This is a genomic window from Tardiphaga sp. 768_D3_N2_1 (assembly GCF_052076105.1).
Lineage (GTDB): Bacteria > Pseudomonadota > Alphaproteobacteria > Rhizobiales > Xanthobacteraceae > Tardiphaga.
The window spans coordinates 3,180,492-3,204,455 of record NZ_CP197245.1 but is presented as its reverse complement, the minus strand read 5'-3'; the positions used below and the strand labels follow the sequence as shown (position 1 = coordinate 3,204,455).

Genomic DNA, 23,964 nt, shown 5'->3' with positions numbered 1-23,964 from the left:
GCCGGTTCAGAACCGGCTCACGACGTCCTTGAGTTCTGGCCGCGGCCGGTCCTCGATCACCCTGTCGGGTTTGCCGCCGATATGGACGAAACCGGCTATCTTTTCATTGGCGACGAGGCCGAGGCCTTCGAGCACGTCGCGGTCATAGGCCATCCAGCCGGTCAGCCAGTTGGCGCCATAGCCCATGGCTGTGGCAGCCGACACGATATTCATGCAGCTCGCGCCTGCGGACAGTTCCTGCTCCCATGGCGGGATCTTCGGATGCGGCTTGATGATGCTGACCACGGCGACGACGAGCGGGGCTTCCATCAGACGGCGTTTCTCGACCTCGATATCCTCGACCGGCGCATCGGGATTCTTCCGTGCGAAGACGGTCGCGATGACATTGCCGGCGCGCTTGCGGGCGTCACCTTCGAAAATGATGAAACGCCATGGCGCCAGCTTGCCGTGATCCGGCACGCGTGCCCCGATGGTCAGGATGACTTCGAGTTCGGCGGAGGAGGGACCGGAGCCGGTCATCTCGCGCGGCTTGACGGAGCGGCGGGTCTTCAGGAAGTCGATGGTGTCGGGCACGAAAAAATCTCTCAAGTGCAGGTACCGAACCGCTTAGCACGCGCGGTCCTCGTCAACGAGACGGTTTTGCCGAATCTGGAGCGATTGTGAAGGCGGCTCAGGGTCTTCGGGCCGTTGCCGGCGCGGCGGCGCGGGCCGCGGCCGGACCGCAATTGATCGAGCCGATGGTATTGGGACCGTACTGCACGAAGCCGGAGGCGGTGGTCGGCGAATGCGGCGCCGAGATCGGCAGATAGAGATAGCAGATCGTGCCGTCGACCGGGTCGCGCCAGCGCTGGATCACCGTGTCCTGCAGCGGTCCGGCGAACTGGCGTTCGAGCACCATCTTCGGCAGGTCGTTCCACTGCGTCGATTTTACAAACGGCTTTGCCTGTTGCGGTGGCGCAGAGGGGGGCGTGGCGCCAGGTAGCTGCTGCGCAAGAACCGGCTGCGCCCAGGTCGCGATCGCCAGCGTTGCGATGACGTCGCGAAGCCGCGTCATGTTGGTGACGGATCTCGCCACTAGAACTCAACCGCCATACCGGCGCGGCCGACATGTTCGGCGCCGCCGCCATTGGAATAGCTGCCATAGACGACGGTGGGCATGTTGAAATTCAGGCGATGGGAAAAGCCGATGCCGACGCCGGCCTCGCCGCGATAATAACCGGTATTGACCGCGACGGTGGTGCGCCCCGCCGCCGACGGCATCAGCACCGGCGCCACAGCGACTGCGGCAACGATGCCGCGCCGCGCCTCGACCTGGTTGGCCGTGACCTGCGATTGGATGCCGGTGAGCTGCGACTGGAATCCGGAGACGGTGGACTGTAACTGCCCGACGTTAACGGCGTCGGTGGCGTTGATGCCGGCGGCGACGTTGGTGAGACGGCGCTCGTTACCAGCGCTGCCGAACGACACTGTGTTGGCAACGGTGTTGGTCGAACCCGAGCCGATCGCGACTGAATTGGCCGCAGTCGCCGACGCATTGGGACCGAGCGCGGTTGCGAGCGAACCGGTCGCCGTCGCGCCGTCGCCGAACGCTGCGCCGCCGTTCGCGGCCGAGGCGGCGGCACCGACGGCGACCGAGCCGGTGGCGCTGGCGCCGGTGCCGATGGCGATGGCGTTGACGCCGGTCGAAGATGCATTCAGGCCCATCGCGATAGCGCCGTCCTGTGTCGCCTGGGCATTGGTGCCGAAGGCTAGCGCATCGGCGCCGCTGGCGCTGGACCCCGAGCCGATGGCAGCTGCGTCGGCGCCGGTCGCCGAGGCCGCCGGGCCGGTGCCGTTGGCGCGGATGTAATTCGATCCGGTTCCGCTGCCGCCGAGCCCGGCCACGACGGCGGAGAGATTGGCGATGTCCGATGTATTGGCGGCGACCTGCTGGTTGGTGGCATAGAGCTGGCTACCGTTGACGGCGTCGCTACTGGTCGAATTTATCGCGCCGTTGGCGACGCCGGTGACGGCGCGGTTGCCCGCCGTGCCGGACACGTCGACGACGGTTCCGTCTGTGCTCGCGCCGATGCTGATCGGCTGGCCTGCAGCGCTTTGCTGTACCAGGCCGCTCGATCCGCTGACTTGGGTCTGCAGGCTGGTCAGGGTGGCGGTGGTGGTGGTCATCCAGCTATCCACCGCGCCGAAGGCGCTGCCGACACTGCTGTAGGCCGTGCCCTGGATCGTGAAGCTCGGCGCAGTGAGCTGGCCGTTGGAATCCAGCGTGCTGCCGAAGGCATCGGCGACGCGCTGGTTGGCGGTGTAGAGCTGGCCGGCGGTGGCGGCGTCGGTCGAGCCGGACGCGATGGTGCCGTTGGCGACATTGACGATACGGCGTTCGCTGCCGAGCGCGCCGACCGACACGGTGTTGGCGACAGCGGCGAGCGAGCCCGTGCCGAGTGCGACGGAGTTCGCCGCAGTCGCGCTGGCGCTGGCGCCGAGCGCGAGCGCATTATTGGCTTGAGCGCTGGCGCTGATGCCCAGGGCAGTGGCGTTGGTGATACTGCTCGCGCTGCTGCCTGCCGCGGCGCGCTGGCCGATCGCGGTGTTGCCGGCGTTGGTGAAGCCATTGGCACTGTTGCCGCCGGCCGCGGCACGATTGCCAATGGCGATACTGCCGAGACCCGACGAATAGGCGGCCTGCGTTGCATTCAGGCCGCCGCCGATCGCGATCGCCTCCTGCCCGGTGGCTTGGCTAGAAACGCCGACTGCCGTGCTGCGTATGCCCGAAGCGAGGGCGCCGCTGGCCAGCGCGGTGGCCTGCGCCGCAGTGGCCAGAGCCGATGTGCCGAATGCGCTGGAGCCGAGCCCGGACGAAATGGCGGAGGAGCCGTAGGCCACACTCGAGCCCCCGGACGCGAGTGCATGATAGCCGGTTGCGATGGCAGACGTGCCCGTCGCCCCGTACAATTGATTGCCGCCGCCATCGGTCCCCGAATCCGTGTTGATCGCGATGCTGTAGTCGCCTTGTGCAAGGCTGCCGAAGCCGAACGCCGCGCTCTGCTGGCCGGTCGCCGAGGTCGATCCACCGACGGCTGTGGTGAAGCTGTTGGTTGCGTGCGCCACATAACCAAACGCCACGCTATTCATGCCGATCCCGGTTGCGATGGCGTCGACACCGCAGACGGTGTTCTGGAAAGCGCCGGCATCCGACGTTCCCGAGGCTGCTCCGGCGGTTCCGTCGCAGGTGAAGGCGTGCGCCGGGGTCGTTCCCAGGCACGGCACGGTTGCGGCCGATATCGCGATGGCCGCAGCGAAACGCCGCACCCGGCTTGACGATCGGGCAGCAAATGCCCTTCCTACACGTCGGCAGAGTGTCGTCCGCGTCGTCAATTCAGGTCCCCTTGTTTGGGGCGAAACTAGACGCTGGTGGTGCGCCCGCAACTGCAGAAATTTGATCGTATCTGGCGAAATGTAGTGTCTTGCGAATTAACTAAAGTGGCGCGCGATCGCGAACGGACGTGGAATGAAACAGGTGGCAGCGTCGGGGGCAGGTGATCTCGAGGCGAAGATTGCGGCGCTGCGCGCGCATCCTTCGTTCCCGCAGGCGGCGCGGAATATGGCGATCGGGCTCACCGGCTTCTATCGCGGCGGCCCACTGCTGAACTGGCTGATGGACGATCGCGCCCGCGTCGTGCTCAGCCATGTCGTGCTGCACTGCCATTTTGCGCGCGATCCCGCTGATCCGTCCTCCGGGTTGACGCCGACTCGGATCAAGCAGCTCTGCCGCGAGTTCGATCTCTGCAGTCCAGGGCGGGCCACCGCGATGGTGTCGCTGATGCGTTTTGCCGGTTATCTGGCGCTGGATCCGGACGCCGCCGACCGGCGCAGCCGTCCGCTGTTGGCGACGCCCAAGCTGCTTGAGTTGCTGCGCCCGCGCTGGCGGTCGCATTTCATCAGCGGCGTGCCGGTGTTTCCCGATGGCGCTGTTCTGGCCGATCGCCTTGACGATCCGGTCTTCGTGCGGACTTTCGTCGCCGCAATGTTTGCGCGCTACGAGGACGGCTTCCGGCTGATCATGTACACGCCGGGGCTCGGCCTGTTCGGTGATCGCAGCGCCGGCATGATGATCGCTTCGACCTTCCTGGCGGCGGGCGCCGAAGACGACACCGTGCCGCCGTTGCGCCCGTTCACGATCTCGATCTCGGAGCTGTCGCGCCGCTTCGGCGTGTCTCGCGCCCATGTCGCTAAGATGCTGCGCGACGCCACGACGGAGGGGCAGTTGGTGCGTGCCGGCGACAAGGGCGAGGAGATCACGCTGGCGCCGGTTCTGGCCGAGGCGCTCAGCGTGTTCTACGCCAACGCCTTCATCTACTTCTTCGACAGCGCGCGAGAGGCCGCCGCCACGCTCGATGCGGAGGCGCGGGGCGCCAGCGAACGCAGGCAGCGCTCCGCGTGACGCCGCGCATCTAGCGAAACTAAGGCCGCGTCTTTGCCGGCATTTTCGCCGCGCGGTCGAGCAGATCACGGCCGAGGTCTTCGAGAATCTCCCGTGTCGCCAGGAACAGGCTGTGTCCCTCGCTGGTCTCGATCGCCAGCGCCACCACCGTCGGCCGGTTGGGATCCGGGATCAGTTGATAGGCGCGGATCGGATAGGCCGGCAGGTGCTGTTCTTCGGTCATGGACGTGTTCCTTGATAGTTCCGCAGAGCGACGGTTATCAGCTAAGGCGCAGGTCGGCCATGATGTAGCGAAGATCGGAAGACGTGGCTACGGATATCGCACCGATCAAGTTCGCTGCGCAACTACCGCCGGGTTCTCAAGAAGATCGAAGGCTCGATGAGCGCCCGCCGCATTCGCGTGCACGAAGTACCTAACCGCAAGCTGACGCTCGCCATGATCCGGAAATTACATGAGGGACTCGGCATCCTCGCCGAATCCCTCATCACGTCCGGGCGTAGCGAAGCGGCTCGCGCTTACGCCTCCGCCGTCGCGCGCTTCACGTCCGGCGGCGTCGCCTCGTCGACCAATGCAGCGATCGCCTCCTCGGTGGGCATCACCTTCTGGCCGTCGCTGCCGAGACGGCGCACCGAGACGGAGTGGGTCTCGGCTTCCTTCTTGCCGACGACGAGCAGAGCAGGGATCTTGGCCAGCGAGTGTTCGCGGACCTTGTAGTTGATCTTCTCGTTGCGCAGGTCGATCTCGACGCGAAGGCCAGCCTTGCGCGCGGCCGCGGCGACGACCTTGGCATATTCGTCGCCTTCCGAAGTGATCGTGGTCACGACCACCTGCGTCGGCGACAGCCAGAGCGGGAAGTTGCCAGCGAAGTGCTCGATCAGAATGCCGATGAAGCGTTCCATCGAGCCGCAGATCGCGCGATGCACCATGACCGGCGCCTTCTTCGAGCCGTCGGCGTCGATATAGAACGCGCCGAAACGTTCCGGCAGGTTGAAGTCGACCTGCGTGGTGCCGCACTGCCAGTCGCGGCCGATGGCATCGCGCAGCACATATTCGAACTTCGGCCCGTAGAACGCACCTTCGCCCGGCGAGATCTCGGTCTTGATGCGACCGCCGGACTGGCTCTCGATGACCGACAGCACGGTAGCCATCACGCGCTCGGCGTGATCCCACATCTCGTCGGTGCCAACGCGCTTCTCCGGCCGCGTCGACAGCTTGACCACGATATCGCCGAAGCCGAAGTCGGAATAGGTCGACAGGATCAGATCGTTGATCTTGAGGCATTCCTCGGCGAGCTGTTGCTCGGTGCAGAACACATGGGCGTCGTCCTGGGTGAAGCCGCGCACGCGCATCAACCCGTGCATGGCGCCCGACGGCTCATAGCGATGCACCACGCCGAATTCGGCGAGGCGCAGCGGCAGGTCGCGATAGCTCTTCAGGCCGTGCTTGAAGATCTGCACATGGCCGGGGCAGTTCATCGGCTTCAGCGCGAACCAGCGCTTGTCCTCCGCCTCGTCGCCGGCGGACTGCGCCGCGAACATGTTCTCGCGATACCATTCCCAGTGGCCCGAGGTCTCCCACAGCACCTTGTCGAGGATCTGCGGCGCGTTGACCTCGCTGTAATCGCCGGTGAGACGGCGGCGCATATAGGCGATCAGCGCCTGGAAGATGGTCCAGCCCTTGGGGTGCCAGAACACGACGCCGGGGCCTTCTTCCTGGAAGTGGAAGAGGTCGAGTTCGCGGCCCAATTTACGGTGGTCACGCTTCTCGGCTTCCTCGATCTGCTTGAGATACGCGTCGAGGTCTTCCTGCTTGGCGAAGGCGGTGCCGTAAATGCGCGTCAGCATCGGATTGTTGCTGTCGCCGCGCCAATAGGCGCCGGCCACCTTCATCAGTTTGAAGGCGTTGCCGACCTTGCCGACCGATGTCATGTGCGGGCCGCGGCAGAGGTCGAACCAGTCGCCCTGGTAGTAGATCTTGATCGGCTCGTTACCGGGAATGGCGTCGACCAGCTCGACCTTGAAGGCTTCACCCTTGTCGCGGAACACCTGTTTGGTCTTTTCGCGATCCCAGACGTCCTTGGTGAACGGTTTGTCGCGCGCGATGATCTCGCGCATTTTCTTCTCGATCGCGTCGAAGTCCTCGGGCGTGAACGGCTCGTTGCGGAAGAAGTCGTAATAGAAACCGTTCTCGATCACCGGACCGATGGTCACCTGGGTGCCCGGCCACAGTGTCTGCACGGCTTCGGCGAGCACATGTGCGGCGTCGTGCCGGATCAGCTCCAGCGCGCGGGGGTCATCGCGGTTGATGAGTTCGATCTTCGCATTGGCCTCAATGGGATCGTTGAGGTCGCAGACCGTGCCATCCAGCGCCATCGCGACGGTACGCTTGGCCAGCGACGGCGAGATGCCTTTGGCGATGTCAAAGCCGGTCGTGCCCTTCGCGAATTCGCGCTTGGCGCCGTCAGGGAATGTAACGGTGATGTTGTTGTTTTCGGCGGGGGTGAGGTTGGCGAGGCCGAACTTGAAGCCGGAGCCTTCATTCTCAGTCATGTCTTCTCTCCTGTGGCTCACTCCTGCACACGGGCGCAGGTAAGCGGACGAGCGGTATAGCAGCCGATTCGGGCGTTGCAACACCAGTCTGGCTGACCTGATTTGCACGCTTGGCGGGCAGGTTTGACTTGCATGCAGTTGCATCCATAAGATGCGACATCTTGACAGTCGCTCGCCCCTACGCCCCCACCGCACTCATGATCGGCAATTTCGTCACCGGCATTGGCCTGATAGGGCCGACGGCGATGCTTGGCGAGTTGTCGGCGGGGTTGGGTGTCAGTATCCGCGAAGCGGGGCTTTTGATCACCTTCGGCGCAGTGATGCTGTGCATCTGCTCGCCCCTGATGTCGTGGCTGACCAGCCGGATCGAGCGAAAACCTCTGCTACTGGGCATCATCGCGGTGGTAGCCGTGGCCAATCTCGCATCGGCTTTCGCGCCGAATTTTGCCGTGCTGCTGGCGATCCGCCTGGTGATGTGCATCGCTGCCGCGCCCTACACGCCGCAGGCCGCGGGCGCGGTGGGGATGCTGGTGCCTCCGGACAAGCGCGGCAGCAGAGTCGCTTATGTGTTTCTCGGCTGGACGCTGGCGGCCGCGGTCGGTCTGCCGCTGGTGACCTTCATTGCCAGCCGCTATGGCTGGCGCGAAGTTTACGCATCCGTCGGTGTGATGAGCTGCCTGAGCTTCATGCTGCTGGCGTGGCGATTACCGCGCGGACTGTTCGGCGCACCTGTCGATCTCAGCACCTGGTCTTCGCTGGCGCGCAATCGTCTGGTCGTATTGCTGCTGATCATCACGACGCTACAGCTTTCCGGGCAGTTTGCGATTTTCACATTCATAGCGCCGCTCCTCGAGCGGCTCGCGGGGGCAGGGCACGATGCGGCAGCCTCGGTCTTCGCGATCTATGGCGTCTGCGGCTTTCTCGGCATCATGACCGCGACGCGGATCGTCGATGGCTGGGGCGCGCTCAATACGTCCATCCTGTCCACGTCGCTGGCGCTTGCGGGCATAACGGTGTGGAGTTTCGGCGCGGGCCTGCTGCCGGTGATGGCGCTCGGCGTCGCGATCTGGGGGCTCGGCTTTGGTGCCATCACCTCGATGCAACAGGTGCGGCTGATTGGAGCAGCGCCATCGGCCGGCACGGCGTCAGTCTCGCTCAATACGTCGATGCTCTATGTCGGCCAGGCGATCGGGTCGGGCATCGGTGGTGCGCTGTTCGCCGGCGGATACTTCCAGACTTCGGGCTTTGTCGCGATGGGTTTCCTGACGACGGCACTGGCGGCTATCGTATTCAGCCGTAAAATGTCGGAACGTATCGCTTAGTCGCAGATGCGGGTCAGTTGCGCCTTGAACGGTACGCCGGGCAATTGCAGCGCACTGCCTTCGAAATCGAGCAGGTCGCCATTGACGCGGCCGGTCAGTGCCAGTGTGACACCTTCAAAGCCGAAGACCGACTTGAAGCTCTGATCCGGGTTGTAGCGTTTCGATGACACCTTGGCGGAGATGGTCTCGCCTCTGTTTTGATAGTTGCCCATGAAGGCGAAAGCGGAGTTTCCACCGCGCAGCTTTCCGCCGATTGCATAGACGACGCCGGTCCCGGTGCCGTGAATAGTGTGAAAATGTACTTCGTATAGGCCGTCTTCCACCTGAGTGCCCCGGGCAATGATGTTAAGTGAAGATGAATTTGGCGAGATGAAGTGGCGGCACCCTATGGTATCAAATGTTATTCAACAATCCCGTCGAGAGACATTTCCAAAAAATAGCTATGATAATTTGGGGTTCGGCGTGCTGCGACATATCCGCCAACTGTTTTCTGCATGCGTTGCTACATTAACAATCAGCGTATTGATGAGCGGCTGTGCATCGCTGCCACCATCGTGCCTGCCGCCGTCGCGCATGATGGTGTCCGCGGAGATGATCTTCGGTCGCAATATTGGCGATCGGCCTGCTATCAGCGAATCTGCATTTGATAATTTCGTTGCAAGGGAAATCACGCCGCGTTTTCCTGACGGTCTCACCGTGATGAATGGAAACGGCCAGTGGCGCGACGCTGCTCGCAATGTTGATGTCCGCGAAAGGGCAAAGGTCGTGTTGATTACTTTTGCCGACGACGCTCAGAAACGTGCCGGCCTTGTTGCCATCGCGGAAAGCTATAAGCGGCAGTTCAGTCAGCAGTCCGTGCTCACGAAGGTCGGCAATGTCTGCGTAAGCTTCTAGTTTGCGCTGTCATTGACACCGCGCCAGCGCGCGTAGCGCCACGGTGTGTACCAACGGGCATCGGGCGACAGCTTGGCCGGCACGTTATCGATACCCGAAGTGCCCCATGGCTGGCAGCGGAGCAGCCGAGCCAGTGTCATCCATCCGCCGGCCCACAATCCGTAGCGCTCGATGGCTTCGTCGCCATAAACCGAACAGGTTGGGAGGTGCCGGCAATTGTAGCCAACGAGCGGAGACAGCGTGTGGCGGTATATCCAGATCATGCCGCGACCAGCATTGCGCGGCAGCCGTTGAATAGTACCGGCACAGTTCGGGCACACGGATGAATGTTTCATGGTCGGTTTGCTATCAGATCAGCCGGGTTTTGCCCGGTTCCTTTGCATGGAACCCATCTACTTATGCATCGGAGACACACCTGCCAATTTATCACACGCAGTGCAGCAAAAGTAACTGGACGCTGCGGCGAAGCCCGCTAGGTTTTCACTTGACGCCCGTGTGACAGAATCATGAGCGTTATTTGGGGCCGTTGCCATTGCTCATGAGAGTGCGGGGAAGGATCCGACTTGGGACGTATGAGGTCGCTTCGATCAGGTAGTTCGGCGCTGTTTCGCGCCGCGACCTTTTGCATCGTTCTTCCCGGCCTCGCGGCTGGCCTGTTGGCTTCGGTCGCGTCCTCTGCCCAAGCTGCAGTGGTTCTCGAAGAACGCAAACTCCCGATGCGCTTCACCTGGGTCGCCTGCGAGCCGAATTGCCGTGGCTGGATCGGTGCGGTGGGGATTGTCACCGGCGACACCGTCAGGGATTTCGACGAGTTTTCCAAAGGTCGCGATCTGACTGACGCAACAGTGGTGCTGGATTCCAGCGGTGGCTCGGTCAATGACGCCATCACCATGGGTCGCCGCTGGCGCAAGCTTGGCCTGCGCACCACGGTCGGTATCACGGTGGATCAGCAATCGTCCTCGGGCGCCATGAAGCCGGCGGTCGTGCCGCAGGCCTATTGCGAATCCATGTGCGTGTTTCTGCTGCTGGCGGGCAAGATCCGCTATGTGTCTGAGGAATCCCAGGTGCGCGTCCACCAGATCTGGATGGGCGACCGCGCTGACGATCCGAAGGCTGCGAGCTATACGGCAAACGACCTGATGATCGTCGAGCGCGATATCGGCCGTCTCGCCAAATATACCTTCGACATGGGAGGCACGGGCGATCTCTTGTCATTGTCGCTCAGCGTGCCGCCGTGGGACGATCTGCATCGGCTTACGGAAACCGAATTGGAGCTGACCAATCTGATCACGACTCATAGTGTCGGTGATGTGTTGTCCGAGCCTCGCGACCAGGAGACGCCGGTCGCCTCACTGGCGCCGAAGTCGGTACAGGATCGTTTCGTGAGTGGGCCGGAAAACGAAAACACCCCGGTCGCGTCGTCGCCGGTCGCATCTTCGGCGAAGTCGACCAAGACGGCCGAGGCCTCGGTGCCGACCGGCGGCGTCGTATCGGCAGCGTCAGGAAAATAGCCGCACTGGCGTTACGCCGGCGTCGGCTGGCTGGCTCCGGTGTTTGACTTGGCCTCAATCTGCCCGATAGCGTCCACGACCGCATCGAATGTGAGCAGCGTCGAGGCGTGGCGCGCCTTGTAGTCGCGCACCGGTTCGAGCAGGGCGATATCGGCCCACTTTCCGCCCGACGGCGGTGCGCCATTTTCCTTCAGCATTTTGCGCACGGTCTCGCGCAGCGCACGCAATTCCTCGGCAGTCGAACCCACCACATGGCTGGCCATGATCGACGACGAGGCCTGGCCAAGCGCGCAGGCCTTCACGTCGTGGGCGAAGTCGGTGACCACATCGGCATCCATCATGAGATCGATCTTCACGGTCGATCCGCAGAGCTTGGAATGGGCGGTGGCTGACGCATCGGGGGCAGGGAGGCGGCCCAGCCGGGGAATGTTACCGGCAAGCTCGATGATGCGCTTGTTATAGATGTCGTTCAGCATCTGATTCGGACCTTAACTGTGCCCTCAGGCGCCGGGATCGTGCCCTTGGCGCGCGAGGAACTGGACCTTATATAGGATGACAGCCCAGCCATGAGAATGCCGGGCATTCTCCAGATCGCCGGAATTTGAGAATTCAGTTCGGCGGCCTCGGTGTTATTGTCGCAAGACGATGTTTTATTGACGGACTCAGGCGTCCGGCGGCCCGACCGCCCCGTCTGCCCGGTGACACTCCGGCCTCCCGTGGGGCCGGTCGAACGGAGTAAAGATGGACGCAGTGATCAAGCCGCTTCGCGGCAAATCCCCGGATGGCAAATCTTCTGAAATCAGATCTGCCGACAGCAAAGTGCAGGAATTCCGGCCGTCGGAGCTCGATCCCGCCGAGTTTCTGGCCGCGGCGGTAAATCCCGACCAGCCGCGCCCCTCGCGCGCCGAGGCTGAGCAGGCCGTGCAGACCTTGCTCGCCTATATCGGCGAGGATCCGCAGCGCGAAGGTCTCATGGACACTCCGCGGCGTGTGGTTGAGGCCTATGACGAGCTGTTCCAGGGCTATCTTCAGTGCCCGGCCGAGGTCCTGAACCGGACCTTCGGCGAGACCGCGGGCTATGATGATTTCGTGCTGATCCGCGACATGGCCTTCGTCTCCCATTGCGAGCATCACATGATGCCGTTCTACGGCAAGGCGCATATTGCCTATACGCCGGTGGAGCGCGTCGTGGGTCTCTCCAAGCTGGCGCGTCTCGTCGATATCTTTGGCCATCGGCTGCAGACCCAGGAGCATCTGACCGCGCAGCTTGCTGCCGCGGTGGATGAAGTGCTGAAACCGCGCGGCGTTGCCGTCATGGTCGAAGCAGAGCACACCTGCATGTCAGCCCGCGGCATCCGCAAGGAAGGCTCGCGCACTTTCACCACGCGTTTCACCGGCAATTTCCGCGACAATCCTGCCGAGCAGGCGCGGTTCATGTCGATGATCCAGTCGATGTCCCGTTAATATGGTGTCGCGCTGATCGCGCGGCGATCGTGAGTTGCTGCTAGAGTATCGGGCGCATCAGGCGCCCGATTTTCGTTTGACGACCACAGCGAGAGATTTTCCGTGTCCAATACATCGCACGCACACAGCCATGATCTCGAGGAAGGCCTCGTGCTCACGCCGAAATTCGACGCCGCCGGTCTCGTCACCGTCGTGACGACCGATGTGGCGAATGGCGACGTGCTGATGGTGGCGCATATGAATGAAGAGGCGCTGCGCAACACCATCGAAACCGGCGATGCCTGGTATTACAGCCGTTCGCGCAAGGCGCTATGGCGCAAGGGCGAGAGCTCGGGCAAGACCCAGCGCGTGGTCGAGATGCGGATGGATTGCGACCAGGATGCGATCTGGATCAAGGTCGAGCAGATCGGCGGAGCCGCCTGCCACACCGGCCGTCGCTCGTGCTTCTACCGCGCCATCACCAAGGGCGAGGGTGGGGCAGCGAAGGTCTCGTTCATCGATGCGGACAAGGTGTTCGATCCGGCGTCGGTCTACAAGAGCTGAGCTGGCTCCGGGCTCAGGTCACGCCAGCCGGCTGGCGAAATCCTGCCGGGATTTGGCGGCGCTGATGCCGGTTGGATCGGCGATCATGTCCATGTAATCGACGGCCGCCGACCGTAGCTTGCCGTCCTTCATGGTCATGACGCCAGACAGGGTCTGGATGTTCATCGAGCGGATATTGTAGTTCTTCCAGGCTTCCGCCTGTTTCGCTTCGCTATTGGTCGATTTTTTCTGCTCGTTGTAGAGATCGAGCGAGGCTTGCGCCGCCTTCAGGGCATTCAGGCCCGAGACTTCCTTCATCTCCTTGGCGAGCGCCGGATCGTCGCTGAACATCTTCTCGATCTTGGCCTTCCAGGGGCCTTCGGCAGTCACGTTGCCGAACTTGTCGACCTTCATATGCGTCGCATATTCCGGCGGGATGTTCATTTTCTCGAATGCTTTGGAGAGGCGGTCGGCCAGGGCGTCGGTCCGCTTTGTCAGCATTTCGTCGAATGTATCGGTGAGCCGTTCGGTCGCGGTCTGATCGGCCTTGGCCTTTTCGATGACGGCCTTGGCGCGGTCTGACAACGATACGAAGGCGGCAGGAGCTACCGGCGCAGATGCAGGCTTGTCGGATGAGACAGATGGCTTAGTGGAGGCAACGGCGGCGGGGGTCGCCTTGTCCCGCGGTTGTGCCGACGTCGAATGCGCGCTTGCGCCATTTGCGACCGCAACCATCGTGATCTCCATTCCCGTTGCCGACGGCAGCGAATCTCCGTCAGACACATACGGAAACACCCTCGCGTTAATGCGCTGTAAAATACTCAACCAAGGATGGAGCTATTGAGCGCCAAAACCGCCTTAGCATTTCGTTAACCATGAATGTCCCACTGTGTCCGCGGCTTCCGCACGGCTGACAGGGCACGATTCCCGGTGGTCGTTTCGCGGCAGCGGGGCACCACACTATGGCGGTCGACGCGACCAACCTCGCATCAGCACTCTCGTCAACGCGCAGTCAGGTGACCGGCGCGATCAAGACTGCTGCCGGCACCACGGGCACGAGCTTCGAATATCTGCTCGCCACCGCCAAGATGGAATCCAATTTCAATCCTTCGGCCACGGCTTCGACGTCCTCGGCCAAGGGCCTGTTCCAGTTCATCGAGCAGACCTGGCTCGGCACCGTGAAGGAAGCCGGGACGCAGCTCGGCTACGGCAAATATGCCGACGCCATCACCAAGTCGCCGTCGGGCAGTTATTCGGTGAGCGATCCGGCTGCGAAAGCCGAGATCCTCAAACTGCGTGACGATCCCGTCGCGAGTTCAGCGATGGCCGGCGTGCTGACGCAGTCCAACAGTTTCAAGCTCACCGGCGAGATCGGTCGTCGTCCGAGTGACGCCGAACTCTATATGGCGCATTTCATGGGCGTCAGCGGTGCATCGAAGCTGATCAACAACGCGGCGAACAATCCGAACGCTTCGGGCGCTGCACTGTTTCCGAATGCCGCTGCAGCGAACCGGTCCATCTTCTACGATCAGAGCGGCAGCGCGCGCAGCGTGTCGCAGGTCTATTCGGTGCTGTCGTCGCGCTATGACAGTGCCGCGAATTCCACGGCGACACGGACGGCGATGGCATCTGCGGGCGTGGTGACGGCGCAGGCGGTCTCGCCATTGACGCCGTCCAGCAATGCAACATTCCTGTCCCGCTTCCCGGATCTGAGCACGGCGCAGGTCGCAAGCTTTGCATCCGATCAGTCATCGCCGGCCGTGCAGGAGCAGCCGATTTTCCGGTCGCTGTTCCAGGGTGGCGATCGTGCGCAACCTGTATCGCCGGCCGTGCAGGAATTGTGGGGCAACCGCACGTCTTTGACATCCGTGTCGCTGCCTAAAACGCCGGAGGTTGGCGTGCCCAAGCCGCTCGATCTGTTCAGCGATCGCGCCGGGACTTTTAGTAGTTAAGTAATGCGCTGACGCAGTTCGGATGCGGCATGGCGCAGTCCAGATTTGATCCTGCAAGTCTGAACTACACTTTCAAATACACGACTATCTTCGACGACCGCATGTCGGATCGCGCCGCGTTTTATCCGCGTGACAGACTTCTGGGGCTGGCTGCAGATTTCCCCGCATGTCCGATCCCTTAACAAAACATCAACAAAGCCATAAGCTTATGGTGAACCGTTTGTTAAGTGGGATGGTTTATTTTCTCTGACAGTGGCATCGCGTTTCGGTGTTGATCTTGTTGCGTAGGCTGGCAGAACCATGATTGTTCGGCAGTTCATTAGTTGGGTACGGACCGCTCCAGCCAGCGAGCGGGCAGAGGCAACGCGCTCTTTGGCGCGGGCCTGGATTTTCTCAGACCTGTCAGACGACGATCGCGCTGCTGCCGAAGGCGCGCTGCTGATGCTGCTTGATGATGCATCGCCGCTGGTGCGCCAGGCCATGGCGCAGGTTTTCGCCCGCGCGCCGTCGGCGCCCCCGGCCATCGTGCAGGCGCTGTCGGTGGATCAGTCCTGCGTATCGCTTCCAGTGCTCGAACATTCGCCACTGCTGATCGATGCCGATCTGGTCGACATTGTCGCCACCGGCAACAGCGAACTGCAATGCGCCGTCGCGCGCCGCGTCAATCTGCCGATCTCGATCTGCGCCGCCATTGCCGAAGTCGGATCTGCCGCTGCAGCGCTCGAACTGATTGAAAATCCCTATGCCGAACTGGCGCAATTCTCCTGGGACCGTATCGTCGAACGGCACGGTCATCTAGCCGCGATCCGCGAAGCGATGCTGGCCCTCGACAATCTGCCAGCCACGACGCGCCTGGCGCTGGTGGCCAAGCTCTCCGAAACGCTGACCCGCTTCGTCGTTGCGCGGAACTGGCTGTCGCCGGATCGTGCCGAGCGCATTGCCGACGAGGCAATGGCGCGCTCCACGGTCAACATTGCCTCGCGTTCACGCGGCGACGAAATGCGCGATCTCGTGCATCACTTGCGTGAAACAGGACAACTGACCGTCGGACTGATCCTCCGTGCCCTGCTGTCAGGCAATCTCGACCTGTTCGATCAGGCGCTGGTGGAACTGTCCGGCCTGCCGCAGGGCCGCGTGGCCGCATTGGTCTATGACGGCGTCGGTGCCGGGCTGAATGCGCTGCTGATGCGTGCGGGCTTTCCGGAGTCGACTTTTCCTGCCTTCCGCGCTGCGCTCGCTGCGCGCGACGAGATCGGGTTCATCGGCTCCGTCGGCGGTGCCGTGCGGCTGCGCCGTCGCATGGTCGAGCGCGTGTTGACGGTGTGCGAAACCGATGAGGCGGCGTCCGAGCCGCTGTTGATCCTGCTGCGGCGTTTCGCAACGGAGTCGGCCCGCGAGGAAGCGCGGCTGTTCTGCGACGAGTTGGCCGAGCAGGCGAATGCGCGTGACGAGTATCAGCTGATCGCGGCGTAGGCCAAACAACGTGTCATTCCGGGGCGTGTGCGCATCTTTGCGCACGCGAACCCGGAATCCCGAGATGGCTTAAAGCTCTGAGATTCTCATGTCGGGATTCCGGGTTCAGCTCGATCCGCTGCGCGGCTCAAGCTGCCCCGGAATGACGATGAACGCGAACTATTCCTTTGGCACGATGCTTGGTGCCGAGATCATCTCGAGATGGTCTGGTCGATCGCGATTCACCACCATCAGATAGTCATCCGCGACGGCACGCAGGCGGGCGCTGAGTTCGTTGGCCACGCCGGCCTTCTCGATGGTGTTGTGTTCGCGCACGATCGCCTGGATCGCATCGATGTGATGCTGGATCAGATCCGGCGGCACGGCATCAAGATCGGGGGCGTGTTCGAGAATCCGGCACAGACTTTCGGCGGCAGCGCCAGCCGCGGGGAAGCCGAAGGTCGAGGCGTCGCCCTTGATGTCGTGAGCCGCACGAAACAGTTCGCCGCGGGTGTGCGCATCGAAACCCTTTTTCAGGATGGCGGTATGCGCCGCAGAGAGGCGGTCGCATTCGCTGCGCATCCAGGTCTTGAACTCCCCGGAGAGATTGGCGAGCGCCTGTTCGGCGCGCGCCACGGGATCGTCGAGGTCGCGATCGATGACGCGGCGGATCGCGTGCTTCAGCGTGTTCGGTGGCGTGATGACGTGGTGGTCGGCGAAAGCCTGCACCTTCGGCGGCGCCGGCGCTTTGTGCTTGGCCATGGGCGTTTCTCCGAACATTGCGCTAGCCAGTGACACGGGCTTTATCCAGCAGCGACGGCTGCTGCAGAACCTCGGCTTCGCCGCCGTTGCGGCGTTCCGGTCCGATATAGGCGACGGTGGTGTTGCGGCGGCGGTCGGGCCCGAAATAGTTCTTCGTCTTGATGAAGGGGCGGGGATGCGCGACCACGCTCATGATGCGCAGATAGAGGCCCTTGGCCGAGATCGGCTTGGCCAGAAATTCGGTGACGCCGGCGTCGCGCGCCATGGTGATGCGGCGCTTCTCGGAATGGCCGGTCAGCATGATGATCGGCGCGTAGGGATTGCCCTTGGAATCCGGCTGCCGGATCATCTGCGCCAGTTCCAGCCCGTCGAAAATCGGCATCGCCCAGTCGGCGATCACGATGTCGGGCACATAATGGCTGTACATTTCGAGCGCCGTGGCGCCGTCCTCGGCTTCATAGACTTCGCGGGCGCCAAACGAATGCAGCAGCGTGCGCAGGATGCGCCGCATGTGCGGATTGTCGTCGCAGACCAGAAAACGCAGCTTGTTGAAGTCGATACGGAACATGATGCGGCTCGAACCGGGCGGGGACCGTTACCCGATGTTAACCATACCGCGCCGCGTCTTAACGAATGGTTGAGGCGGGCGGCCGCCTCAATAGCTGAACTGCTCGCTGAGGATGCGCTCTTCCAGGCTGTGGCCGGGGTCGAACATCATGCGCATCGAAATCGACCTGTCGGAGATGATTTCGACCCGCCGGACGTCACGGGCTTCCTCGTTGTCGGCGACGGCGGCCACCGGGCGCTTTTCGCCTTCCAGCACCTCGATCGCGACGATCGCCGTATTGGGAAGTAGCGCGCCGCGCCAGCGCCGCGGGCGGAACGCGCTGATCGGCGTCAGCGCCAGCAACGCGGCATTGATCGGCAGGATAGGACCCTGCGCCGACAGGTTATAGGCCGTGGAGCCGGCGGGCGTAGCCACGAGGATGCCATCGGCAGCAAGTTCGGCCATCCGTTCGCGTTCATCGATGAGGATGCGGAGGCGCGCCAGTTGATGCGTCTGGCGAAACAGCGAGACCTCGTTGATGGCATGATGGATGTGCACGCCGCCATGGACGTCCGTGGCGCGCATCAGCAGGGGATTGATCAACGTCTCGCGAGCCGCGGCGAGGCGCGTATGCAGATCATGCGTCGAGAACTCGTTCATCAGAAAACCGACGGTGCCGCGATGCATGCCGTAGATCGGTTTGCCCGTGCGCATGAAGTCATGCAGCGTCTTCAGCATCAATCCGTCGCCGCCGAGGGCTACGATGATATCGGCAGTGGCCGGATCGGCATTGCCATAGAGCTGCGTCAGCTGGTCGAGCGCTGTTTGCGCTTCCGCACTGGTGCTGGCCACGAAGGCGATCCGGTCATAGCGCTTGGACGTGGTCATCGGGGAATCGCGGGCCTTCAGCTCGATGCATGTCGGGCGAGGTCTGTATCGGCCTTCCCTAGGGTTGTCGAGGCAACACTAAGGGCAGTTTTCGCCGATATGTCGAGGGCAGGGAGACTGGATGGTTACCGCGTCATGCAGAAGCCGGCACAATCCGAAGGATTGCGCCGGCTGACTGATCCGCGAACGGGATCAGTAGGTGAGACCGGTGCCCGGCGCCTTTTCGAGGGCCGCCGCCAGCGATTTGTATTCGGCTGAATCTTTGCCGCTCAGCATCGCGATCTTGTTGAGATGATACTGCGCCTGATCGCGGTTGCCCTGTTCGACCTGCCACAATCCGTAATACTGCCAGGTGCGGACATGGGCGGGGTCGGCCTTCAGCGCGCGCTCATACCAGATCTGCGAGACCTTGTAGTCGCCGAGCTTGCGATAGGAGTAGCCGATCAGGTTGGCGACATCGGCGCGGTCGTCCTGGCCGAGCGCCTTGAGCTGCACGATCGCGGCCGTGTAGTCCTGCTTGTCATAGACCGTGGCATAGGCCGCGCGATAGTTGGCGAGGAACGCGGCATTCTCGGTGTTCGGCCTGGTCTCGGTTTTCTTCTTCTTGTCCTTGGTGCCCTTGGTGTCGGACGCCGGCGGTGCGGAAGGCGTATCGCCGCCTGCGGCATAGGCCGGGGTAAAGAATACCGGGCTCAACGAGGGCGTGGCGGCAACGGCCACGGAAAACATTGCCAGCGTCGTCAGCCTGATCGCGAAGTGGGTCATGCAGCGCTCCTGTTTGCAACAGCAATAATCTGACACGGAAGTCTCAGGTTGTGAACACCGGGCTTGGGTGTTCATTCCCGCTTTTGCCGACATGGGGAGCAGGTTCGGAGCATCAGACTTGGGGCAGGACGCCTGACCCAGCCGATTATGACGAGGATGTCACCGAGATGAACGAAGCCTGTCCGGCTCCCTCAGAGTGGGTTCAGCACAGCGTCGCTAGTCTGACTGCATTGATCGACAAGCCCGGCCAACCGACCGGTCAACTTCGTGATCGACACCGACAGGAGACGACCATGTTGAAGAAAATTTCCGCCGCGTTGATTGTGGCTTCCATGATTGTCGCGCCCGCGATGGCCGCGGGTATCGCCAAGACCACGCCAGCACCGATCACCAAGCCGGTGACGTCGGCCGATAACAAGGTGCAGGCCAAGCCCGGCGTGCTGAACGCAAATGCGAAAATGGACCGCCATCATCACCGCCATGCCCGTCCTCATCATCGCGTCCACAAGAAGATGAGCACTCACCAGGTTCACAAGCACACCGCCATCCAGACCACAGTCGCTCACAAGCGCGGCTGAGGGGGCTCCGCGGTCGCGGCCTCATATTGCCCAGCTGTGATCGCGGAGTTTCAAGGGCCGGTCTGCTGCACCTAATCCCCTGGGATGCATAACATCCCTGAGGTGCAGCAGGCCGGTTCGTTTGCGCGGGGCCGTCACCGAGATGCGAATTCCAATTCGGGAGCGAACCGTCTAGGAGAGGCATGACGGGGATAAGCCTGCGCAAGCGAGACGCACGACGGATGAGACGACATTTGGGGATATCTTTGAGGCGGGTAGCAGCGGTGCTGTTGCCGCTGTGGCTTGCAGCATGCGGAGGAGGCGGCGCCGGCGGCGGTATCAGCTTCACGGACGATCAGGGCGTTGCCGCCCAGCCATTCCCGACCAATTATCGCACCGATCTGCTGGCGTTCTTCAAGACCTATCTGAACAATCCCGTCGGCGTCCGCGACGCCATGATGGCCGAGCCGGTGCAACGCACCGTCGGCGGCCGGCTGCGCTATGTCAGCTGCGTGCGCTACACGGCGAAGGATTTCGACGGCCGATACACCGCGCCGCAGGAGCGGGCAGTATCCTATGTCGACAAGCGCCTCGATCGCATTGTCGAGAATGTCAGTGAGGCCTGTGCCGGCGCCACCTATGCGCCGTTCCCCGAGATGGAAAAGATGACGCGTTAGGCGTTGGTGATCCGGCCTCGTCGGATCTTCTGCGCGGTGCTCGCTGCACGCACGATCAATGCTGGCGTGGCCGCCTTCAACTGACCGCAACGTCGCCACAGGATTGCCGCAGCCTGACGCGGGTATCCAGACACTGAAAGAACCGATCAAGTTCGTGTGAGCATTGAACCAAAAGCGCTTCTGCTCCGCCTGAAAATGAATAAGTCAAAAAGTGTTGCTGCTTTGTCGCAGTCGGCAAACATCGTCATGGCAGGGCCTGCCGTGAAGCAACCAAACTGCTGCCACGTTGTTTTTCGATGGTCAGTACGCAACACAGGGGAACAACAATGAAGAAGCTTTTGCTCAGCGCGTCGGCCATCGTTGCCGTGGCCGCGATCTCGTCTTCAGCCTTCGCTGCCGATCTTCCGGCGCGGCCCTATACCAAGGCCCCGGCCTATACGGCGCCGGCTTTGGTCTACAACTGGACCGGTTTCTATATCGGCGGCCATCTCGGCGGCGCCTTCGGTGACAGCAACAGCCTCGTCGGCGATAGCGGCCGTTTCATGGGCGGTGTGCAGGGCGGCTTCGACTATCAATTCGCCACCAACTGGGTGATCGGTGTTGAAGCCCAGTACAGCTGGCTGACGAACAGCAATACCAGCCTCGTCTTCCCGAATGGCACGACCATCACGGGCGGCGGCAACGATCAGCTCGGCTCGGTCACCGGTCGTCTCGGTTACACTTGGGGTCCGGCACTGCTCTACGCCAAGGGCGGTTACGCCTGGAAGGATAACAACAACCTGACCATTGCCGCTCTGGCTCCTGCGGTTGCTGTCATCGATGGCAACAAGAAGGACGGCTACACGGTCGGTGGCGGTCTCGAATACATGTTCACGCCGAACTGGTCGGGCAAGGTCGAATATCAGTACTACAACTTCGGCAACACCACGATCACCTCGACGGCCATTCCCGGCGGCTCGGCGCGCTTCAACAATGACGAGCACACCATCAAGGCCGGTCTGAACTATCGTTTCGGTTGGGGTGGCCCGGTGGTCGCCAAGTACTGAGCAAGTACGAAACCGATTCAATCTTCGACGGAAAGGCCGGCATTACGCCGGTCTTTTTTGTTTGCCGATGTGTGAGGATGCAGGCGCGATGCGCCTGCGCTCCACCGATCCTGCGATCTTGCGTAACGCTCTCGGTCGTCATGGCCGGACTTGTTCCGGCCATCCACGTCTTCCTTCGTGTGTGGCCAAGGCGTGGATACCCGGCATTCGCCGGGCATGACGGCGTTTGGTGGAGCGTGCGCGCGTCACGTCATTCACGGATTCAACTGTCAAACAGCCACTGCGCTTCAGACATGCGACATCACCCCTGTTGTTAGCGGCGCGGGGGCGCCGTCGTCTGTTGCATTCCCGCCCCCTTGTGAGAGGGCGTGCGGAACGCCGGGTGCCCGTTGCACCCTTGGGCCTGATGCGAATGCGGTCTTCCGCAATCTGGAGTGCATCAGGACTTTCGGAAACACGAGCAATTGCCCGACGTTCCGCCTGCGGTGTTTTTTCGACTTGCTTGCACTTTGCCTCAGCGAACGATCCGATCACCGAATTAAAGTCCCAAGGCGATGGGAAGGGAGCCTCAAGCACTTGGGCCGGACACGTTTTGACTTGGTCGTCCGTCACACTGTCCAGGGATCTCTCCATCCCAAGGCCGGCCGTCTCCTTGCCAGTGGCAGTGCTGGCGCAGATCCGTCCTGGCCAAGGGCAGACGTCACCCGTGAACCGCGTAACGCCGCATCTCCGGCGTCCACCGCACCCTGCCCCGCGAACGTGACGATCGCGATCGCCCCTCTCGGTGGGGCAGGACGGAGGGGATAATAGTCCTTAATGGAATATTGTCAACAGGAGATAGGAAAAAATGTTTAATGTCCAGCCCAAACTGTCATTCCGGGGCGCGGCCGGCACTTGCCGGACGCGAACCCGGAATCTCAGCATGGGAGTCTCCGGTCAGCGCACAACATTCCGGGATTCCGGGTTCGTGCTCTGCCGGCTTCGCCGGCGACGCACGCCCCGGAATAACGAGCGCGGGGCGAACGCCCCGGAACGACGAGTGTGGTTCAGTGCTTTCAGGCAGTTTGCAACCACCCCCCGGACCCAGGAATCGAAAGTAAACGAGTCCTGAATCCCGGGAAAAATAAGGTTCGAGACTCCCTTGCCAGAATCGCCTGATGGTCATCGGGCGATGAAAATGATCGACAATATCCGCAGCGACGGGGTGCAGGTGGCGCTTACGGTCGCCCTGATGGCCGCCTGTGCGGTCAATCTGCTGCTGCTTTACGCGTGGCTGTGAGCGCGTGCGCCGGTTTGGCGCGCGCGGGAGTAGCCGTCGCCGGGCAACTCTGATATCTGACTGCGCGACGCGGGCAGGCGACTGATCCGGACGTCCCGTTTCGATCTTGGGTCATCAATTAACCCATTGATCCTGTTGCCGGTTTAGCTCAGCGGTAGAGCAGCGGTTTTGTAAACCGAAGGTCGGGAGTTCAATCCTCTCAACCGGCACCACCATTTCAATAAATTGGCCAAAACGGTCTTATCGCACCGGCTCGCCATCGGTGGGCCAGACCTATGAACGTTGTTCCAGGGTCGCCCGGACCTTTGCGATGACCTCCTGATAATCGGCCTCCCGCTGGTCCTGCATTGCCTGCTGCCGGGCCTTGAACGATGCCACGCGATTCCGGATGTCTTCGCGGAGATCAGCCAGTTTCATCGGCTGGGCAGGTTCCGGCACGATCTGCTTCGGATTTTCAGCGGCTTTGATCTCGGCGTTGACCGCAACGGTCAGCTTCGCGGCCAGCTCAGGCTGGTCGCCGGACACCTCTTTTACAAACGCCAATGTCTCCGCGATCAATTGGTCGCGCTCTTCTACCCAACTCATGGGGGTGATCATTGGCGCCCGCGTCCGGTATTTCAAGGTTTTCAGCGGGTTAAGCCTAACGTGACAGGGTAGAATCTGGGCTCCGTCGTCGTGTCAGCGCCAATGTGTCTCCAAGCGGCCTGCTGACGCCTTTGGGCGGGTGGCCGTGGGGAGGTCTGCCGAAGGCGAACGGGCGTCAAATAAACAGACAGGCTGCGACCGAGGCGGTCAGGCCGAAGAGTAGGGCGCCTGCGCAGAGGGCGCGCTCCAAAACCTCGCGTTCGTGATGTCGCTCAAAGCACTGCCGGCTGAAGTACTGGTGAGTGAAGTGGTCTTCCATCTCCGCCTCCCTGAACGGGGATAGAGAATCCTTCACGAGATTCGCCGTCAAGCGGAGTGTGTGTTAGGCTGTTAAATAAGCCCCGCGGCGAATTGAACCAATTTGCCGTTTGCGCGACCTAAGCGCATTCTCAATGAGTAAGGGGGATCGCATGACTTTTCGCGAATCCATCACCCGGCTTTTCGGCAACACCTCAACGCCCGAATCTGAAGAGCGCGCCAGGCGACTGAACGCGTCCATGGATGAGTTTGTGCGGCTACTGCATACCAATGGCTATGACAGCAAAAGCCCCACCACCCTTGGAGAGGTGGCAGGACTTTCGGAACGTCCATCCTGCGCTCAGGACGCTCAGTCTTCCAACCAAAACCCGTGAGAGTCGTTCCTAGGTCACTGCCGGCGGTACCGCGATCGGCTTGCCCATGTCCTCTTTGGTG

The 23,964-nt window shown here is 62.1% G+C and carries 27 protein-coding genes and 1 tRNA gene; 13 read left to right on the top strand and 15 right to left on the bottom strand.

The features are described from left to right. Positions 1-6: 6 nt before the first annotated feature. The 3 genes from AB8A27_RS15135 to AB8A27_RS15125 all read right to left on the bottom strand — a co-directional run bounded on the left by AB8A27_RS15135 (position 7) and on the right by AB8A27_RS15125 (position 3,306). Positions 7-573, bottom strand: a complete 567-nt coding sequence (locus AB8A27_RS15135) for a nitroreductase family protein (protein WP_441242597.1) — start codon at positions 571-573, stop codon at positions 7-9. 97 nt (positions 574-670) lie between these two features. Beyond that, complete coding sequence (locus AB8A27_RS15130; protein WP_441242596.1) at positions 671-1,075, bottom strand: hypothetical protein; 405 nt, start codon at positions 1,073-1,075, stop codon at positions 671-673. Beyond that, entirely contained in the window at positions 1,075-3,306 is a 2,232-nt protein-coding gene (locus AB8A27_RS15125) for a YadA family autotransporter adhesin (RefSeq protein ID WP_441242595.1), read from the bottom strand. The genes AB8A27_RS15130 and AB8A27_RS15125 overlap by 1 nt, the downstream gene beginning before the upstream one ends. A 199-nt stretch (positions 3,307-3,505) precedes the next feature. On the opposite strand from AB8A27_RS15125, the gene AB8A27_RS15120 reads away from it, so the two are divergent. Next, positions 3,506-4,438 (top strand): hypothetical protein, encoded by a 933-nt coding sequence (locus tag AB8A27_RS15120; protein WP_441242594.1) that lies wholly within the window; start codon positions 3,506-3,508, stop codon positions 4,436-4,438. A gap of 19 nt (positions 4,439-4,457) precedes the next feature. Here AB8A27_RS15120 and AB8A27_RS15115 read toward each other — a convergent pair whose 3' ends face one another. Together AB8A27_RS15115 and thrS are read right to left on the bottom strand one after the other, a co-directional pair. Continuing rightward, entirely contained in the window at positions 4,458-4,661 is a 204-nt protein-coding gene (locus AB8A27_RS15115; protein WP_441242593.1) for a hypothetical protein, read from the bottom strand. Positions 4,662-4,954: 293 nt separating this feature from the next. Then, positions 4,955-6,988 (bottom strand): threonine--tRNA ligase, encoded by a 2,034-nt coding sequence (gene thrS, locus AB8A27_RS15110; protein WP_441242592.1) that lies wholly within the window; start codon positions 6,986-6,988, stop codon positions 4,955-4,957. Between the two features lie 197 nt (positions 6,989-7,185). On the opposite strand from thrS, the gene AB8A27_RS15105 reads away from it, so the two are divergent. Continuing rightward, positions 7,186-8,310, top strand: a complete 1,125-nt coding sequence (locus tag AB8A27_RS15105) for an MFS transporter (RefSeq protein WP_441244916.1) — start codon at positions 7,186-7,188, stop codon at positions 8,308-8,310. Here the strand turns inward: AB8A27_RS15105 and AB8A27_RS15100 are convergent. After that, positions 8,307-8,633, bottom strand: coding sequence for a GrlR family regulatory protein (locus AB8A27_RS15100; protein ID WP_089264900.1), 327 nt, complete (start codon positions 8,631-8,633; stop codon positions 8,307-8,309). The two genes, AB8A27_RS15105 and AB8A27_RS15100, sit on opposite strands and share 4 nt — an antisense overlap. A gap of 16 nt (positions 8,634-8,649) precedes the next feature. Between AB8A27_RS15100 and AB8A27_RS15095 the strand changes: the two genes are divergently transcribed. Beyond that, entirely contained in the window at positions 8,650-9,204 is a 555-nt protein-coding gene (locus tag AB8A27_RS15095) for a DUF3574 domain-containing protein (protein WP_441242591.1), read from the top strand. Here the strand turns inward: AB8A27_RS15095 and yidD are convergent. After that, positions 9,201-9,539, bottom strand: coding sequence for a membrane protein insertion efficiency factor YidD (yidD, locus tag AB8A27_RS15090; RefSeq protein ID WP_441242590.1), 339 nt, complete (start codon positions 9,537-9,539; stop codon positions 9,201-9,203). The two genes, AB8A27_RS15095 and yidD, sit on opposite strands and share 4 nt — an antisense overlap. 237 nt (positions 9,540-9,776) lie before the next feature. Here yidD and AB8A27_RS15085 point away from each other — a divergent pair, with 237 nt between their 5' ends. After that, positions 9,777-10,715 carry a hypothetical protein gene (locus tag AB8A27_RS15085; RefSeq protein WP_441244915.1) on the top strand — a complete coding sequence of 313 codons (939 nt, stop codon included), beginning with the start codon at positions 9,777-9,779 and terminating at the stop codon, positions 10,713-10,715. Positions 10,716-10,726: 11 nt separating this feature from the next. Here AB8A27_RS15085 and AB8A27_RS15080 read toward each other — a convergent pair whose 3' ends face one another. Next, positions 10,727-11,191, bottom strand: a complete 465-nt coding sequence (locus AB8A27_RS15080; RefSeq protein ID WP_092146984.1) for an iron-sulfur cluster assembly scaffold protein — start codon at positions 11,189-11,191, stop codon at positions 10,727-10,729. Positions 11,192-11,456: 265 nt separating this feature from the next. Here AB8A27_RS15080 and folE point away from each other — a divergent pair, with 265 nt between their 5' ends. Together folE and hisI are read left to right on the top strand one after the other, a co-directional pair. Beyond that, the gene (gene folE, locus AB8A27_RS15075) at positions 11,457-12,179 is read left to right on the top strand and encodes a GTP cyclohydrolase I FolE (RefSeq protein WP_441242589.1); all 723 of its coding nucleotides are present in this window, start codon (positions 11,457-11,459) and stop codon (positions 12,177-12,179) included. Positions 12,180-12,281: 102 nt separating this feature from the next. Beyond that, positions 12,282-12,722 (top strand): phosphoribosyl-AMP cyclohydrolase, encoded by a 441-nt coding sequence (gene hisI / locus AB8A27_RS15070; RefSeq protein ID WP_441242588.1) that lies wholly within the window; start codon positions 12,282-12,284, stop codon positions 12,720-12,722. Between the two features lie 18 nt (positions 12,723-12,740). Here hisI and AB8A27_RS15065 read toward each other — a convergent pair whose 3' ends face one another. After that, on the bottom strand, positions 12,741-13,436 hold the full coding sequence (locus AB8A27_RS15065) for a hypothetical protein (RefSeq protein WP_441242587.1): 696 nt from the start codon (positions 13,434-13,436) through the stop codon (positions 12,741-12,743). A gap of 227 nt (positions 13,437-13,663) precedes the next feature. Between AB8A27_RS15065 and AB8A27_RS15060 the strand changes: the two genes are divergently transcribed. After that, positions 13,664-14,653 (top strand): transglycosylase SLT domain-containing protein, encoded by a 990-nt coding sequence (locus AB8A27_RS15060; protein ID WP_441242586.1) that lies wholly within the window; start codon positions 13,664-13,666, stop codon positions 14,651-14,653. 300 nt (positions 14,654-14,953) lie between these two features. Continuing rightward, positions 14,954-16,126 carry a DUF2336 domain-containing protein gene (locus AB8A27_RS15055; RefSeq protein ID WP_441242585.1) on the top strand — a complete coding sequence of 391 codons (1,173 nt, stop codon included), beginning with the start codon at positions 14,954-14,956 and terminating at the stop codon, positions 16,124-16,126. 159 nt (positions 16,127-16,285) lie between these two features. Here the strand turns inward: AB8A27_RS15055 and AB8A27_RS15050 are convergent, their stop codons facing one another. The 4 genes from AB8A27_RS15050 to AB8A27_RS15035 form a co-directional block, all read right to left on the bottom strand. After that, a complete protein-coding gene (locus tag AB8A27_RS15050; protein WP_441242584.1) occupies positions 16,286-16,867 on the bottom strand; it encodes an Hpt domain-containing protein in 582 nt (193 codons plus the stop codon). Positions 16,868-16,889: 22 nt separating this feature from the next. Further along, the gene (locus AB8A27_RS15045) at positions 16,890-17,435 is read right to left on the bottom strand and encodes a response regulator (protein ID WP_068731951.1); all 546 of its coding nucleotides are present in this window, start codon (positions 17,433-17,435) and stop codon (positions 16,890-16,892) included. Between the two features lie 87 nt (positions 17,436-17,522). Beyond that, positions 17,523-18,302, bottom strand: coding sequence for an NAD kinase (locus AB8A27_RS15040; protein ID WP_441242583.1), 780 nt, complete (start codon positions 18,300-18,302; stop codon positions 17,523-17,525). Between the two features lie 192 nt (positions 18,303-18,494). After that, on the bottom strand, positions 18,495-19,067 hold the full coding sequence (locus AB8A27_RS15035) for a tetratricopeptide repeat protein (protein WP_441242582.1): 573 nt from the start codon (positions 19,065-19,067) through the stop codon (positions 18,495-18,497). Between the two features lie 167 nt (positions 19,068-19,234). Here AB8A27_RS15035 and AB8A27_RS15030 point away from each other — a divergent pair, with 167 nt between their 5' ends. From AB8A27_RS15030 to AB8A27_RS15015, 4 genes are all read left to right on the top strand, one after another. Beyond that, positions 19,235-19,645, top strand: a complete 411-nt coding sequence (locus AB8A27_RS15030; protein ID WP_441242581.1) for a His-rich protein BRANT — start codon at positions 19,235-19,237, stop codon at positions 19,643-19,645. Between the two features lie 221 nt (positions 19,646-19,866). Next, on the top strand, positions 19,867-20,301 hold the full coding sequence (locus AB8A27_RS15025; protein ID WP_441242580.1) for a hypothetical protein: 435 nt from the start codon (positions 19,867-19,869) through the stop codon (positions 20,299-20,301). 326 nt (positions 20,302-20,627) lie between these two features. Then, on the top strand, positions 20,628-21,347 hold the full coding sequence (locus AB8A27_RS15020; RefSeq protein ID WP_441242579.1) for an outer membrane protein: 720 nt from the start codon (positions 20,628-20,630) through the stop codon (positions 21,345-21,347). A gap of 1,416 nt (positions 21,348-22,763) precedes the next feature. Continuing rightward, positions 22,764-22,838 (top strand) — tRNA-Thr (locus tag AB8A27_RS15015). Positions 22,839-22,899: 61 nt separating this feature from the next. Here AB8A27_RS15015 and AB8A27_RS15010 read toward each other — a convergent pair. Both AB8A27_RS15010 and AB8A27_RS15005 read right to left on the bottom strand, forming a co-directional pair. Then, positions 22,900-23,211, bottom strand: coding sequence for a hypothetical protein (locus AB8A27_RS15010; protein WP_441242578.1), 312 nt, complete (start codon positions 23,209-23,211; stop codon positions 22,900-22,902). A 175-nt stretch (positions 23,212-23,386) separates the two neighbouring features. Further along, positions 23,387-23,530: a hypothetical protein gene (locus tag AB8A27_RS15005; RefSeq protein WP_441242577.1), complete on the bottom strand. Its 144-nt coding sequence runs from the start codon at positions 23,528-23,530 to the stop codon at positions 23,387-23,389. A gap of 151 nt (positions 23,531-23,681) precedes the next feature. On the opposite strand from AB8A27_RS15005, the gene AB8A27_RS15000 reads away from it, so the two are divergent. Beyond that, a complete protein-coding gene (locus AB8A27_RS15000) occupies positions 23,682-23,903 on the top strand; it encodes a hypothetical protein (protein WP_441242576.1) in 222 nt (73 codons plus the stop codon). Positions 23,904-23,964: the final 61 nt, after the last annotated feature.

Coding starts and splice junctions, on each gene's coding strand:
- AB8A27_RS15120 (WP_441242594.1), top strand. CDS start 3,506: ATGAAACAGGTGGCAGCGTCGGGGGCAGGTGATCTCGAGGCGAAGATT.
- AB8A27_RS15115 (WP_441242593.1), bottom strand. CDS start 4,661: ATGACCGAAGAACAGCACCTGCCGGCCTATCCGATCCGCGCCTATCAA.
- thrS (WP_441242592.1), bottom strand. CDS start 6,988: ATGACTGAGAATGAAGGCTCCGGCTTCAAGTTCGGCCTCGCCAACCTC.
- AB8A27_RS15105 (WP_441244916.1), top strand. CDS start 7,186: ATGATCGGCAATTTCGTCACCGGCATTGGCCTGATAGGGCCGACGGCG.
- AB8A27_RS15095 (WP_441242591.1), top strand. CDS start 8,650: ATGATGTTAAGTGAAGATGAATTTGGCGAGATGAAGTGGCGGCACCCT.
- yidD (WP_441242590.1), bottom strand. CDS start 9,539: ATGAAACATTCATCCGTGTGCCCGAACTGTGCCGGTACTATTCAACGG.
- AB8A27_RS15085 (WP_441244915.1), top strand. CDS start 9,777: ATGAGGTCGCTTCGATCAGGTAGTTCGGCGCTGTTTCGCGCCGCGACC.
- AB8A27_RS15080 (WP_092146984.1), bottom strand. CDS start 11,191: ATGCTGAACGACATCTATAACAAGCGCATCATCGAGCTTGCCGGTAAC.
- folE (WP_441242589.1), top strand. CDS start 11,457: ATGGACGCAGTGATCAAGCCGCTTCGCGGCAAATCCCCGGATGGCAAA.
- AB8A27_RS15065 (WP_441242587.1), bottom strand. CDS start 13,436: ATGGTTGCGGTCGCAAATGGCGCAAGCGCGCATTCGACGTCGGCACAA.
- AB8A27_RS15060 (WP_441242586.1), top strand. CDS start 13,664: ATGGCGGTCGACGCGACCAACCTCGCATCAGCACTCTCGTCAACGCGC.
- AB8A27_RS15055 (WP_441242585.1), top strand. CDS start 14,954: ATGATTGTTCGGCAGTTCATTAGTTGGGTACGGACCGCTCCAGCCAGC.
- AB8A27_RS15050 (WP_441242584.1), bottom strand. CDS start 16,867: ATGGCCAAGCACAAAGCGCCGGCGCCGCCGAAGGTGCAGGCTTTCGCC.
- AB8A27_RS15045 (WP_068731951.1), bottom strand. CDS start 17,435: ATGTTCCGTATCGACTTCAACAAGCTGCGTTTTCTGGTCTGCGACGAC.
- AB8A27_RS15040 (WP_441242583.1), bottom strand. CDS start 18,302: ATGACCACGTCCAAGCGCTATGACCGGATCGCCTTCGTGGCCAGCACC.
- AB8A27_RS15035 (WP_441242582.1), bottom strand. CDS start 19,067: ATGACCCACTTCGCGATCAGGCTGACGACGCTGGCAATGTTTTCCGTG.
- AB8A27_RS15030 (WP_441242581.1), top strand. CDS start 19,235: ATGAACGAAGCCTGTCCGGCTCCCTCAGAGTGGGTTCAGCACAGCGTC.
- AB8A27_RS15025 (WP_441242580.1), top strand. CDS start 19,867: ATGAGACGACATTTGGGGATATCTTTGAGGCGGGTAGCAGCGGTGCTG.
- AB8A27_RS15020 (WP_441242579.1), top strand. CDS start 20,628: ATGAAGAAGCTTTTGCTCAGCGCGTCGGCCATCGTTGCCGTGGCCGCG.
- AB8A27_RS15010 (WP_441242578.1), bottom strand. CDS start 23,211: ATGAGTTGGGTAGAAGAGCGCGACCAATTGATCGCGGAGACATTGGCG.
- AB8A27_RS15005 (WP_441242577.1), bottom strand. CDS start 23,530: ATGGAAGACCACTTCACTCACCAGTACTTCAGCCGGCAGTGCTTTGAG.
- AB8A27_RS15000 (WP_441242576.1), top strand. CDS start 23,682: ATGACTTTTCGCGAATCCATCACCCGGCTTTTCGGCAACACCTCAACG.